The sequence below is a fragment of the Vibrio sp. 03_296 genome (assembly GCF_002265885.1).
In genome coordinates this window covers 1-13192 of sequence record NZ_NPKW01000050.1, presented here as the reverse complement: position 1 = coordinate 13192, position 13192 = coordinate 1, and the positions used below count along the sequence as shown (strand labels likewise).

Here is a 13192-nt window from a genome sequence, read left to right as displayed (position 1 = left end):
GAATTGGTGCACTAGGAATAGTGAATTCTGGTGAGACAGGTCGTATAAGGGAAGTAATTGCAACTAAGTTTGGTAGATTGCCGTTGAGCTAGAACGCCAAATCCTGCAATGAAAGTTACCAACAGTGATGAAAACAAACTGTCCCCACAAAGCGGACAACATTAGATTCTCAGATTAATGTTGTGCCACCAATCATGGTGATATGGAGTATGCATGAGCCGTATACGAGGCCCGTACGTACGGTTCTGTGAGAGGGGTGAGGCGGTAACGCCTCACCCTACTCAATTTTGCCGCACGATTCTCAGACCATGCTTAGTTTTCGCTTCTAAAATGGGATGGTTCGCCCACTAGATTGTGGTAAAGTCCGCGCCTGCGTTTTAGCGCAGTGTGACTGTTTTTACTGACTCTTCAACCCAAAGCACAAGGTTAAGCCAATGCCATTTTCTACTCTCTCATTGAGTTCTGAGCTGATCCACGCCCTGCCAAAAGACTTCAAGAAACCGACCGACATTCAAGTGTTGGCCATTCCTGAGCTGTTGGCTGGTCAAGATCTATTGGCTTTGGCAAATACAGGCAGCGGCAAAACACTGGCTTATGGACTGCCTTTGTTGGAAAAACTAAGGGTACATCCAGAGCAAAAAGCGCTGATTTTGGTACCAACACGCGAGCTAGCAACGCAAGTGAGCGAGGCGATTAACCAAGTTGGTCAAGCGCTTGGCCTTAACGCAGTGTGTTTGTGTGGTGGTGTGGACAAAGAGCAGCAGCTGCAAGCGCTTGCGACAAATCCTCATCTTCTTGTTGCTACAACCGGCCGTTTGGTTGATCTGGCAAACAACGGTTTAGACCTAAGCAATATCCATTATCTGGTGTTGGATGAGGCGGATCGTCTGTTGGATATGGGCTTTTGGCCTGACGTACAAAACATCTCTGCGCTGATTTCAAACCAGCGTCAAACGGCGATGTTCTCGGCTACGTTTTCTGATGAGTTGAAGGGCAAAGCGAAGCTGCTTATGCAGGCACCAAAGCAAGTTGCAGCGCATCAAGAAAATAGCACCAACCAAGATATTGCTGAAACGCTGTACCTCGTCAACAAAGGCAGTAAAACCAAGGCATTGATTGAACTGATTCAAAAAAACGCGTGGACTCAGGCGTTAGTCTTTATTGGCGCGAAAGAGAACGCAGATGGTTTGGCGAAGAAGCTGAATAAAGCGGGCATCTCAACCAATGCACTGCACGGTGACAAGAGCCAAACAGAGCGAGAAGAAGCGCTGGCGCAGTTTAAATCTGGGCAAACTCAGGTGCTGATTGCGACGGATTTATTAGCGCGCGGCATTCACATTGAACAACTGCCCGTGGTGATCAACTTTGAACTGCCGATGCATGCGGAGACCTACGTTCACCGCGTAGGGCGCACCGCCCGCGCTGGCGAGCAAGGCGTGGCGTTGTCATTGGTCTGTCACGGTGAAATGGATGCGCTCAGCGCGATTCGCTACCTCACTCAACGTGAGTTGCCTGTGCAAGATCTGGAAGGCTTTCCAGTCACAGACAAACCGTCGACAGGCGAGAGCAAACGGGCGCCTCGCGACAAAAAAGCCAATCGCCGCACGCAAAATAAAAAGAGCGTTAAGCAGTTTCAAAGTAAGCCGAAGCGCCCAGCGCCTAAAAGTAAGTAAACAAAAAGCCACGCTGGTAATTGAGTAGCGTGGCTTTATTTTATCGATTGTTTGTATGACTAGCTTAGTGCTTGTTTAATTCGTACCAAGGCCTCATTCTATGTGCCTGCTAAACAATACCAGTGAGATTTCAATACATTTTCTTATGGGGCTCTATTTTTAAAACACTTCGGATAAAGCTAATAGGGGTACGCGAATTGATACGGCATTTAATGAAATATTATGAATCATCCGATCAGTCGTCGTACAGCAATCTTCGATAATTGAAACTTTATATCTTTCTGCTTTCTTTGATATTGCTGTATGCGTAACGCAATTTTGCGTCATCATCCCGCATATAACTAATTCATCAATATCGAATTTTTCCAGCAAAGTTTCTAAATGAGTTTGATGAAAACTATCGGCATGTTGTTTCTGAATGACTTTAGCGTTAGGGCATATAGCCATTATTTCCGGGTGGATATTCGCTCCGTCACTGTCTCTATCAAAGAAAGGTGCAGTTCCTTTAGGGGCCGAAGATATGTGTTGGACAAGAAATACCGGAACATGTTGTTGGTTGGCCTTAGCAATTAATTCTTTGATGTTTATTAGAATCTTATCTGTGTTCCACAAAGGAAATTTACCGTCAGGGAAGTAATCGTTTTGTATATCAATTACAAGTAGTGCCGTTTTATTCATTTTTCATTTCCTCTTGCTTTAACTTTTGGTTCAGAAAAAGTATGAGTAACTTGCTGTACTCTTTATAGAGGCTAAAATGACATAAAAGATGCTAAAAACGACAAAAGCAGAGCCGAGCATGACAAAAATATCCATTGGAATTTGTGAGTATCCGTCAGTATTAAAGTCTGCGGTTTATGGTCTTGAAGAATTGTTTTTACTTGCAAGCAGAGTTTGCCGAGAGCAAGGTATTGATGTTTTATTTGAACCAATCGTTATTCCGCATACTGATCTGATAGAAGACAGTTTTACAGTTGTTATATTACCGCCAGCTTCGATTGATGATTATTACTTATCCCCTAAAGACGAATTTATTGAATGGCTTAGAGCGCAGTATTCTAAAGGTGCAATTCTATCATCTGCTTGCGCGGGGGGATTTATTTTGGCCTCAACTAACTTACTTGGTAAAAGAGAGGTGACAACCCATTGGGCGTTAGCAGAAACATTTGTCAGAATGTTTAAGGATATTCCTCTCAACAGCAATAAGATATTGATCAATCATGGTGACATAGTTACGGCGGGCGGTATGATGTCGTGGTTGGATCTCGGGTTTGAACTGATCTCTAAATATTCATCTCCTTGGGTTGTTCGCCTACTTGGTAAAACACTTGTCATTGACACTTCGCAGAGAGAACAGAGTTATTATCAACAATTCAAACCATCGTTCGCTCATGGTGATTTGGTGATTGTTTCGGTTCAACAAACAATGCATCAAAGTTATACAGAACCGGTATCAATACGTCAGTTAGCTAAGCAAGTAAACCTTACTGAACGTACTATGCAAAGACGATTCCTAAAGGCCACAGGTTACAACCCAAATCAGTATTTGCAACGTCTCAGGATACAAAATGCATGTGACTATCTGGAAAGTACAAAACGTTCATTCGAATGGATAGCAACCCAAGTCGGTTACGAAGATATCAGCGCATGCCGAAAGGTCTTTATCAATATTGTGGGATTAACTCCACGAGAGTTCCGAAAGAGATTTGCCTGATTCAGATTCTGGCTGAATTGAACCTGCCCCCTTGTGAGTTACGGGGGAGCTGGACCTCGGTCCTAAGTCCATATTTTTGACTTATTCTCTAGAACTCTAACTATGCGCCGAAATTTACTAATTTAAAACAGAAGCACTGATAGGTAATTAGGTAGTACTTAAACGGGATTCCCTGAAGTTTCAAAGAGCCTATGCTCAAATTTCTGTTGAGTCATAGGCCACTATTTTAAAGATATAATGCAATATCACTTGTAAAAATTAACTAGCTTATCAATTGCTTGGTCGACATACATATCGACATCGTATAAGCCGATATGGTTAGAGCCTTCAATTCGTACTAACTCTTTTGGCCCGTTCGCTGCTTCGAACATCTGCTCACTCTCATAAGCTGAATCTGCCTCTGTCCCAACAATCAGCAGTAGCGGAGTTGGTGACAGATATTCTGCAATATCAAGAGCTGAAAAATTAACCAACGTTTCGTATGACCACGGTAGGAACTTACTCTCGTATAAACCATTTGCGCCACGATCTGTCATATAGTATTGGTAAAACTCGCGGAACAAACGCGGCGTATCTGGATCGTCAGCTTGGGGAGCATGAGGTAAATAATCAATTTTGCCTGTTGTGAGATATTGCTCTCTGGCCTGATTTGCCAGTGTCAGAAGATCTAACACACCGTCGCGGCCCATAATGTTGTGATAAAAACCTCGGTGATCAAAATAAGCACTAACAGTAGCGAGTGATTTCACTCGGCGATCTGAGGCAACGGCATGAGCAAGATAGCCACCACCTGAACAAACGCCTAAGCCATGAATTTCATCAACATAATCGAGTGTGCTCAGATATGTGATGGCGTTACGACAATCTTCTGCTTTAGTAAATGGGTTTTCATGGAATCGAGGTTCTCCCTCACTTGCACCAAAGCTTGAGTGATCAAAAGTGAGAGCGACAAAGCCTTTATGAGCGAGTTTCTCAGCATAAATTTGAACAGTTTGCTCTTTAACCCCTGCTTGTGGTGCAGCAATGATGATAGCTGAGCATTTACCGCTAATCTGTTCTGGCTGGTGAAGCTCCGCTGCGATGCGGTTACCGTTGCTTGTGAAATAAACGCTTTTCTTAACAATAGTCATAACTCATTCTCTTCATTCGTAGTATCGGTCTAGAGGCAAACTGATTGGTTTACTCAGTACCTCTGAAGTTGTGACTATAATAAGGAGTGCTATTATTTTAATATATATGCACATTCCTAAAACAATGTTAATCAAAAATGAACAATGTATCTTGGAGAGGTATTCGAGCCTTCATACATGTCGCTGAGCTCGGCAGTTTTACTGCGGCCGCAGAGGCACTGGGTGGCTCTAAAGCGAATATTAGTCAGTTAGTCACTGATCTAGAAAATGCACTAGGAGTTCAGTTGCTGTTTCGTACCACACGACAACTGCGATTGACTGAGATCGGCGATGGTTACTATCAACGCTGCAAAGGCGCCATGCAGCAGCTTGATTCAGCAGCAGAGTGGGCTACTGAGTCGAGAAGTGAACTAAAAGGTCGCATTCGCATGAACTCAGTCGGTGGGCCTATTGGTGAAGAGTTGATTGCGCCATTAGTGATGAGCTTCCAAAAGCAATACCCCAACATTACCGTTGAGTTGGATTTTTCGAATCTCCAAGTGGACTTATTAGGAGAGCAGTACGATTTAGTATTAAGGGTCGGGGCTTTACCTGACTCCACTTTAGTGGCTCGCCACCTATGTAACTTGAGCACCCGCTACGTAGCCAGCCCTGACTTTTTAGAACAGCATGGCCCAATAGAGCGTCCTGAAGATTTGGCCGATCTACCTTTAATATACGGAAGTGTCGAACATTGGATATTAAAGAAAGGATTAGAGCAAAGAGTGATTCACACGAACACGAACCAAGGAATGAAAGCAGCGACCGGACGAACCATGCGCCAAGCAGCCCTTGCTGGCTTAGGAGTGACAAGACTGACAGATGTTTATTGTCATGCGGATTTGGCGAGTAATAAGTTAATCGATGTTTTGCCTGATTGGGCAGAGGAGACGCCCCTATCATTGGTTTGCCCCCCGACAAAGTTTCATTTGCAGCGTGTTAAAACGCTAATGGATTGGATAATCGAACGATTCAGCAAAGGGTACTAATGAAACTCTTTTGTGTCCATAGACGTGGCAGCACGATCCTCACTAGCACGTCTTTGCCCCGAAATGATTTTGGCAACCTGATTGCCTTCATAACAATTTCTAATAGTATAAAGCACTTATACAGCCTCTCATTCTGGTTGCCCTTCTTCCTGTGATACATGGCATTCAGAAAGAAACTATATGGTTCCATCGAAGAGTTGCAGTAAGATCTGGACGAATGGACTACAACAACAATCACAGTACTCATCAAGGAAAAATGTGCTGTGGCAGAACGCAGATAGATACATTAGAGGATGGACAATCAATCTGGGCTGAAAAGAATCTAGCCCAGATATTATCTGACAGGCACCAAGTCGAAAAGTCGGTAACTGTCAGATCAGGTCTGAATTAGTACACCTTAGTGGCAACTAAAGCTTCCTAGCTTCACTTGTCAATGTAGCTCCAATCAACCCAGTTAAATTAAGCATACAATCCGCACTATTTATAGTTTCCCTTCTATGAGCGATAGAGATAGTGGTTACGTTCAATCCCTTTATATTCTCCAATATTGACTTTTCGTTACTCATATCAAGGTGACTGGTAGACTCATCTAAACAGAGTATCTTAGGCTGTCGATACAAAGCTCTTGCGAGAAACACTCTTTGAAGTTGGCCTCCAGAAAAGCAACTTCCCATGTCACCAACAAGTGAATGGAATCCCATAGGTAGAGATTCAATTTCTTCGAGAATACAAGCAGCACGACAAGATTCTCGCATTAGCTCGTGATTAACATCGGAATCGAACATCGTAATATTCTCTTCTAGGGTTCCAGACAAAAGAACGTCATCTTGCATCACGACTCCAAAGATACTTCTGTAGTCAGAAGGTGTAAGCTCTTGAATGTCACGGCCATTAATTAAAACTCTTCCGGAAGTCGGCTTAACAAGACCGAGAACAATCTTAAGCAACGTACTCTTCCCACACCCTGAACTTCCTGTTATCACGGTGTTTAAATTTGGCTTAAATTCAAAGTTTAAGTTTCTGAATACCCAGTCATCATTACTTGAAAACTTGAAACTCACATTTTCTAGTGTAATCGTTGGCTCACTTACCAATGATATAGGAGACTTTAGCTCACGGTGTTCCCTTTGTTGTAAAGCGATATCAGACAGTCTGCCTAAATGAAGGTTAAGCATTTTAAACTCGATAAACTTATCTATAAAAGTTCTGATACTCGTAGTAAAAAGTACTTTGTAGGAGATGAAGGCTAAAATCATACCCACACTCAATTGGCCTTCAATGGCTAAGATAGCGCCAAAGTATATGATCAGTATGTGCTCAAAACCGAAAATCAGTTTATTAAACGCTTCTTCAGAGATAGCAAGCTTACTTAATCGAATATCACTATTAATCACTTCCGCATATCGGTTTAACCACAAGTTCTGCATTACACTTTCATGCCCAAAAGTTTTAATTGTTTTTATCGCTCGAACCGACTCCAAGAATGTGGAATTTTCTTTAGCTTCTGAAATGAGTAGCTCTTCAGATATTCTTCGCGTTGGGTAGTAAAACAACATTTGAATGACAAAAGAAATCAAAACAGTCACCAGAACAAGAGTGGCCAGCAAAGGACTGTAAAGATACATCATGGCTAGGACTAAAGCCGCCATGAGTCCATCTATTGTCGACTCCACAAGACCTTCTGTCATCAAGTCTCTTATATACGTCAGAGACTTGAATCTGGAAATTACATCACCTACGCTTCTTTTCTCAAAGTAATCCGTGGGCAACCGGAGCAAATGAAAAAAGATGTTTGCCCCCATTTGGATACTCAGTTGGCTACTAAATTTGACGACTAACCACTGTCTAAAGGAACTCACTAGAACATTGAGGACAGTCAACAATGAAAAACCTATCGCTAGGACAAGTAACAGTGGTTTGTCTTCACTAATTAGCACTTCATCTATTGTCCATTGTAAATAGTACGGAAACAGAACAGACATTAGTTGCATTACTAACGTAAGTCCAATTAGCAGAAAAAGTGTCTTATTTAGTCCAGTAATATTTTCCCACAGCTGGTTAATCTTCATTGTAGTTCTATTTTCAGCGGGCCTAAATTGGGACGTTGGAGTGAACTCTACAGCAATACCCGTGAAAGACTTACTTAAATCATTGATCGATATCTTTCTCTTCCCAACGCCGGGGTCATTTATATGGACAGCATTCTTAGTCACTTTGGTTAGCACAACAAAGTGATCAAAATCCCAATGTAATATGCAGGGTAGTTTCAGATCTTTTACCTCATCTAAAGAGCACTTCAAGGCTCGACTCGACAAGTCTAAATTAGAAGCAAGATCGACAATATCTCTAAGATTCATGCCCTTTGAACTAACCTGCGCTCTCTTTCTCATATTATGGAGGTCAGTATTGTTTCCATGGAAAGACAGAATCATCGCCAAAGACGCTAAACCACATTCTGCAACCTCGGATTGCATTATCAATGGCACTCTTTTTAGATCATAAAAGCTCAGAAGGTCTTTGGGATTGAAGAAGTTCTCACCGCTAGTATTCTCGGCAGTCATTATTGAAAAGCCCCTATTACAGCAAACATCGGTTCAAGCATCCATTCAAAGATACTTCTCCTTTCTAGAATAATGTCTGCGTCAGCAAGCATGCCCACTTTCAAAGGGAACTGTTGCCCAAACGCATTGATGGACTGGCGCTCGAGTTTAGCCTTAACGCGATATACAGGTTCAGTGATGTAAATCGGCGCTCTCTTCTCATCTGGTAAAATTAGGGATTTGTCGATACTCGTAATTGAACCGCTAACCATTCCAAATTTCTGATAAGGAAAAGCTTCAAACCTAACTTTCACTTCATCCCCAATCTTAATAAAACCAGCAGACTTCGTTGGCAAGAAAAGCTCGATATCCAGTCTTGAGCCTTCTGGGATTATTCTTAATAACGGTGACTGAGAATTAACTCTAGAGCCTATCGAAGGCAGGATTGTCGTTATGTACCCAGACTCTGGTGCGGATTTAATGATTGCGGCCTGACTACTGAGGTCATATTGCTTAGCCTGCAGAGCTGAAATTTCACGCATTTTAGCGACGTTCTTTAGCCTTTTGTTGGCTGGCAACAACTGTATACCCGAATCGATTTGTGATAATTGAATCATCAGTTCTGAAATATCTTGCTCTATTTGTTCATGAGTACCCAGCAATTCAAGATAACGCTCCTCTGAACTTAAGAACTCAGAGCTAGATATATGTCCACTACCTAACAAACGTTTATGACGTTTGAGCTGTTCGTCTTTGATTCGTAGCCTTCTTGCTGTTGTATTTTTCACTTTCACAAGTGCATTCAAACTTGATTCTACGTCGGACTTTTGAGCAAGGAAGCTCTCCATTTCCTTATCGTAAATCTCATCAAAAATACCAATCTCTTCTCGCAAAGCTACTATTTGCTGTTCAATTTCTTTATTAAGAGCTTCCGAGAATTCAATACCACTGGTTAACTTTTCACTGTTTACAATTTTGGCAATAGGCCTGCCCTTTTCAACGTAGTCACCTTCGCTAACATACAGCGCATCTAATGTACCAGTCCGGCCAGAGTATACTTTCACAAGCCCTCGATCAGGAATTAGAAACCCTTTGACAGTTTCTTTTCTTGGGACTTGTGCGATTGACAAAAAAAAACCACCTATAAGAAATATCACTATGATCAGCGCAGCAACAGACCAAGTCCGAATAGATTGGTCTACAACGACTACTCCAGTGAGTCGACTTCGGCTTGAATCAAGCGCCTCTTCTCTAAACATCTAAAACCTATTGCTAAATATCATCACTACTGTCAAAAAATGTAGTTTCATGCAAATCCTCGTTATATATAGCGCCACAAGTATTACACTTCATTGTTTTATGGGAGTTGGAGTAACCAAAACCACCGAATAACATTTCAAATATCTTTACGATACCAGACGTAGATTCTTCATCACGTTCGATAGAATGTGCTGTTTTTGATTTACATTGTTCACAAAATAGGTGCATTTAATATTCCAACCCTCTAACCAACTTTGACTCCAACAACGATGACATCACATCACCTCTAGAGCCATGCTTTTCAAATAAACCAAATGCTGTACAAAAGTCTTGATTCATGATCTCTACTTTTGCTGTTAAAACATCAATATGGAAACCCGAGACATCAATTTTTGAATCACGAATGTCGGTAATATTGGACGTAATTTCTTTTATACTTTCCTTGCAAGCTTCCAACTCAGATAGAACGAGCAACGCTTGAAAGTATTGCCTATCACAGAGCTCTAGTTTCGCAGTCGTTAGAAGTGATTTTGCTTTCACATAGCGTGATAAATGAACTAGCGAAAACAACAAGTAGCAGTAACAACCCGAGATATAGTCATCGTTCTGATTTTCATGGTTCTTCACTTGTTCTATAAACTCGATAGCGCCTTGATAGTTGCCCGCTTGACAGCTTTCTTTTATGGAAAAGTAAACCCACCTGAGATCCGAAGATGATAATTCGAGATTTTTCTTGTTGAGAGCAGTATTTCTTTTCAGTTTGATTTCCATCTGAGCAAGAGAATATCCACTATGTAGAATTGGGCTATCAATGGAAACGTATGAGAAAGCTCGAGAATCATTGATTGGCTTTACGATCTCATGCACATAGCCTACAAAACTAAAATATTTCCTGTTGAAAATTCGAGATATATTTGAGGCTACAGACCCGCCTTCATCCTCGACCGTAACCTCAAATATGCTCGCCTCAACATCATTGGAGATCAGTAACTCCCCAAGCTCTTCAAAAAATGAAGAACAACCTACACTCTCGTCCGAATCAATGTGAAAAACTACGTCGTTTGAGCATAAACTCGATAGATGGTTTCGCATCTTAGCGAAGTTACTTTCCCACACCTTGTAATACACATTCACTTTAGAGTTCGTGTAGTGACGGCAAAGGTCATCATAGATCTTGGGGTTTGTTGCGAGTATGACCACTTCATCACTATCGTTAATGACACTCGAAACCGTTTCTTTCATTCTCTGCGAAAACGTATCCGTCATAATACACGTTGAGAACTTAGCCATAAGCAACCTCAAAACACTGAATGGCTTTCATTTGAGTCTCTGGGTCTAGGGTACTTAGCAATGTGGTAAGTGCGTTTAAGTCCGTTGTATATCTATCGAACACTGCATAGATTGCTTTTTCGAAGTACTTCATGTTGTTAATCTTCCCTAGGCATTGAACCAACTTTTGGGCAGAAACATATTGTTCAGAATTGGGATATGCAGACCAATCAATGACTAGATACATCATAAAGAACTCGTCCGATGCGTCTTTACGATGATTATCTAAAGACAACAGGAAGTTTCTCATTAGCTTTTGTTTCTTAATGATCGTTTCATTTTCATATCCATAATGAAGGATTTCTAGCTCACTAAAATATTGCTCTTTACTCTTCAATGGAGTGAGTTGCTCATGAACTACGCCGTGGTAGTAAAATTCATCCTTCTTAAAGATGCGTGGTATGGAGTACCCTTTTTCTTCTTCCTCTCCAACGCTAACGATACAAGGGTAAATCGCATTAATTTCTTCTGGCAAAGAGGCAATCATTTCTTTCAACCTGCAGGGTTCTTTCATGACTTCATCAGCATCAATGGTCACCACCCAGTTATAGTTCACTTTTCCCAAAGCAAAGTTTCTAGCCGCAGCGAAGTCATCACGCCATTCAATTTCGAACACTTTAATCTTTGACGTATCAATATCTTTAACAATGTTAATTGTTCTATCTGTAGAACCAGTGTCAACAATGATAATTTCATCGACATGATGAAGTAGCGACATAACTGCATCTTTTATTCTCGCCTCTTCATTCTTACAAATGATATAAGATGATAATTTAATCATTATCTAAACTCTCTCTAGTATCTAGCCACATACTCCTTACACTTTTAAAAAAGCGCCGACCCATTAGTCAGCGCTTATAAATTGACCAATAAATATTTACTTCAATAGTCAATATCAATCAGTATTGTTCAGTTAAATTAAATGTTAGGTTAACGTTCGGAGCAACGTTTCTCGCGACGACCTGCAGCTTTAGAACCAGCACTGTCTTTGTGCTTATTGTATTCTCTAACAGCATTTGAAAGACCGCGGCTACAACCTCCACCAACAAGCATCATCTCTTCTGACGTTAATAGTTTTGACATTTTAAAATTCCTTATATATTAGTTAGATAGCCTCAAAAGGCCCGAGTATTAAAACCATTATCACTATTTCTATGCAAGTAAAAATTTATAGAAATTACATAGTTTCATTATAATCGTGATCCATATCACAACAACGTTCAATAAGTAATATGAATTATTGATTGCTATTGTTAATATCGGATTAATTATTTTTAAATAGTTAATAACTTAACAGTCAATAATACTCAAAGGAATCATGAAAAAGACTAAGATAAATTTAACTCTCGCTTCTATTATCATCGTAATTTTAATTATGCTTAGCCAAAGAAATACGAAGCCAAATTTTAATTTCCCAGATTGTGAAGAAAAAATAAGCGTTAATTCCAATATTACCTTTTATATTGATAATAAGGTTGATAACAAGGAGGAGTTAAAAGGAAAATTGCAAGAAGCGGTAAACATGTCAAATACGATATTGTCTAACTCATGTATCCCTATAACTCGAGTATTCAAGGAGAGCCATTCTGTATCAATATCTCATGACAGTATGTCTATCTCCTCTGTGCATTCAGACCTAAAACAAGCAGTCGGTTCTTCGAAGATAAACTCGTTTTTAAACGATCCAAAAGAGCAGTACGTTTTGGTTTTAAGTGATAATCATCCATTGGTCATCAAAGAGGGGGTTAATGGGATGACAATGGTCAATCTGAATGACAGCTTTGTGCTCCTTGCTGAAAGCTTCCCTATTGCTGTGCTAGAACACGAGCTCGGACATTTAGCGTGGGCAATGCATGAACGGCCTAACTCTGAAAGTGGAGACTTTTGGATCATCGAACAGATCTTTGCAAAAAATAGAAGTAAAGTAAAACCTTATTCTGGCGCTTTTCATTGTTCTAATTACGGGACAGTCATGAGTTATTCTGAAAAGGTTGTCCCCGCTTATTCAAGTCCTCTGGTTAGCAACAATGGTGAACCATGCGGTAATGAAGAGTATGCGGACAATGCTAGAGTTATGCGAGAGTATGCGAAAACTTTGCAGTGAGGTGTCCCACCTCTCCATCGTTATAGCAGAGGTTGTTGACCGCTTTCCCAAGTAAATTCACTGTATCAATATATTTTTTGTCCTGTAGTGGTTAAGTGAATTTGGCCACTACATTAGAGGTTTGCTATACCTAAAGTACTCCGTTAAATGCTAATTTAACAATGCATATAACAAATAAGAATAGCTGTCGCGCAGCCGACAGCTTTATTCAGAGTTGAACAAGCCCGAGCCTCTTCTTTATATGTAAATTGTGTCTGATGAGTTTAGCGTCTAGATAAGATGTGACTTTTCTTGAAGCGAACGGTGTCATGATGTGAGGCCTGATAGCTTCACACCTTAAGTTGAACAGTCTGTTAAGCTCGATTCATAGGCGACCCTTCTGTCATGACTGTCTCCATTATCCTTATTCTTTCTGCC

General features: G+C 40.8%; 11 protein-coding genes and 1 pseudogene. 5 read left to right on the top strand and 7 right to left on the bottom strand.

Translation table 11 applies throughout. From position 1 onward, the window contains the following. Positions 1-434: 434 nt before the first annotated feature. Positions 435-1673 carry a DEAD/DEAH box helicase gene (locus CIK04_RS04945; RefSeq protein WP_097353617.1) on the top strand — a complete coding sequence of 413 codons (1239 nt, stop codon included), beginning with the start codon at positions 435-437 and terminating at the stop codon, positions 1671-1673. 159 nt (positions 1674-1832) lie between these two features. Here CIK04_RS04945 and CIK04_RS04940 read toward each other — a convergent pair whose 3' ends face one another. Next, positions 1833-2351: a cysteine hydrolase family protein gene (locus CIK04_RS04940; protein ID WP_097353618.1), complete on the bottom strand. Its 519-nt coding sequence runs from the start codon at positions 2349-2351 to the stop codon at positions 1833-1835. A 118-nt stretch (positions 2352-2469) separates the two neighbouring features. Between CIK04_RS04940 and CIK04_RS04935 the strand changes: the two genes are divergently transcribed. After that, positions 2470-3384 carry a GlxA family transcriptional regulator gene (locus CIK04_RS04935; RefSeq protein ID WP_097353626.1) on the top strand — a complete coding sequence of 305 codons (915 nt, stop codon included), beginning with the start codon at positions 2470-2472 and terminating at the stop codon, positions 3382-3384. Between the two features lie 245 nt (positions 3385-3629). Here CIK04_RS04935 and CIK04_RS04930 read toward each other — a convergent pair whose 3' ends face one another. Then, the gene (locus CIK04_RS04930; RefSeq protein WP_097353619.1) at positions 3630-4514 is read right to left on the bottom strand and encodes an alpha/beta hydrolase; all 885 of its coding nucleotides are present in this window, start codon (positions 4512-4514) and stop codon (positions 3630-3632) included. A 137-nt stretch (positions 4515-4651) separates the two neighbouring features. On the opposite strand from CIK04_RS04930, the gene CIK04_RS04925 reads away from it, so the two are divergent. Both CIK04_RS04925 and CIK04_RS04920 read left to right on the top strand, forming a co-directional pair. Further along, complete coding sequence (locus CIK04_RS04925) at positions 4652-5542, top strand: LysR family transcriptional regulator (RefSeq protein WP_097353620.1); 891 nt, start codon at positions 4652-4654, stop codon at positions 5540-5542. Between the two features lie 158 nt (positions 5543-5700). After that, positions 5701-5933: pseudogene (locus CIK04_RS04920) on the top strand (hypothetical protein); the annotation flags it as partial. A gap of 16 nt (positions 5934-5949) precedes the next feature. Here CIK04_RS04920 and CIK04_RS04915 read toward each other — a convergent pair. From CIK04_RS04915 to CIK04_RS32690, 5 genes are all read right to left on the bottom strand, one after another. Next, positions 5950-8103 (bottom strand): peptidase domain-containing ABC transporter, encoded by a 2154-nt coding sequence (locus tag CIK04_RS04915; protein ID WP_097353621.1) that lies wholly within the window; start codon positions 8101-8103, stop codon positions 5950-5952. Further along, the gene (locus CIK04_RS04910; protein WP_045623111.1) at positions 8103-9341 is read right to left on the bottom strand and encodes an HlyD family secretion protein; all 1239 of its coding nucleotides are present in this window, start codon (positions 9339-9341) and stop codon (positions 8103-8105) included. The genes CIK04_RS04915 and CIK04_RS04910 overlap by 1 nt, the downstream gene beginning before the upstream one ends. Before the next feature lie 229 nt (positions 9342-9570). Beyond that, positions 9571-10632 carry a hypothetical protein gene (locus tag CIK04_RS04900; protein ID WP_097353624.1) on the bottom strand — a complete coding sequence of 354 codons (1062 nt, stop codon included), beginning with the start codon at positions 10630-10632 and terminating at the stop codon, positions 9571-9573. After that, complete coding sequence (locus CIK04_RS04895) at positions 10625-11452, bottom strand: glycosyltransferase family 2 protein (RefSeq protein ID WP_045623107.1); 828 nt, start codon at positions 11450-11452, stop codon at positions 10625-10627. Before CIK04_RS04895 ends, CIK04_RS04900 begins: the two co-directional genes overlap by 8 nt. A 149-nt stretch (positions 11453-11601) precedes the next feature. Next, on the bottom strand, positions 11602-11754 hold the full coding sequence (locus CIK04_RS32690) for a hypothetical protein (protein ID WP_155393479.1): 153 nt from the start codon (positions 11752-11754) through the stop codon (positions 11602-11604). Between the two features lie 235 nt (positions 11755-11989). On the opposite strand from CIK04_RS32690, the gene CIK04_RS04890 reads away from it, so the two are divergent. Continuing rightward, complete coding sequence (locus CIK04_RS04890; RefSeq protein ID WP_097353625.1) at positions 11990-12775, top strand: hypothetical protein; 786 nt, start codon at positions 11990-11992, stop codon at positions 12773-12775. The last annotated feature ends 417 nt before the right edge of the window (positions 12776-13192 follow it).

Excerpts from the sequence above, each read along its gene's own strand:
- CIK04_RS04910 (WP_045623111.1), bottom strand. The coding sequence starts at position 9,341 with ATGTTTAGAGAAGAGGCGCTTGATTCAAGCCGAAGTCGACTCACTGGA.
- CIK04_RS04890 (WP_097353625.1), top strand. The coding sequence starts at position 11,990 with ATGAAAAAGACTAAGATAAATTTAACTCTCGCTTCTATTATCATCGTA.
- CIK04_RS04930 (WP_097353619.1), bottom strand. The coding sequence starts at position 4,514 with ATGACTATTGTTAAGAAAAGCGTTTATTTCACAAGCAACGGTAACCGC.
- CIK04_RS04925 (WP_097353620.1), top strand. The coding sequence starts at position 4,652 with ATGAACAATGTATCTTGGAGAGGTATTCGAGCCTTCATACATGTCGCT.
- CIK04_RS04915 (WP_097353621.1), bottom strand. The coding sequence starts at position 8,103 with ATGACTGCCGAGAATACTAGCGGTGAGAACTTCTTCAATCCCAAAGAC.
- CIK04_RS04895 (WP_045623107.1), bottom strand. The coding sequence starts at position 11,452 with ATGATTAAATTATCATCTTATATCATTTGTAAGAATGAAGAGGCGAGA.
- CIK04_RS04900 (WP_097353624.1), bottom strand. The coding sequence starts at position 10,632 with ATGGCTAAGTTCTCAACGTGTATTATGACGGATACGTTTTCGCAGAGA.
- CIK04_RS04945 (WP_097353617.1), top strand. The coding sequence starts at position 435 with ATGCCATTTTCTACTCTCTCATTGAGTTCTGAGCTGATCCACGCCCTG.
- CIK04_RS04940 (WP_097353618.1), bottom strand. The coding sequence starts at position 2,351 with ATGAATAAAACGGCACTACTTGTAATTGATATACAAAACGATTACTTC.
- CIK04_RS04935 (WP_097353626.1), top strand. The coding sequence starts at position 2,470 with ATGACAAAAATATCCATTGGAATTTGTGAGTATCCGTCAGTATTAAAG.
- CIK04_RS32690 (WP_155393479.1), bottom strand. The coding sequence starts at position 11,754 with ATGTCAAAACTATTAACGTCAGAAGAGATGATGCTTGTTGGTGGAGGT.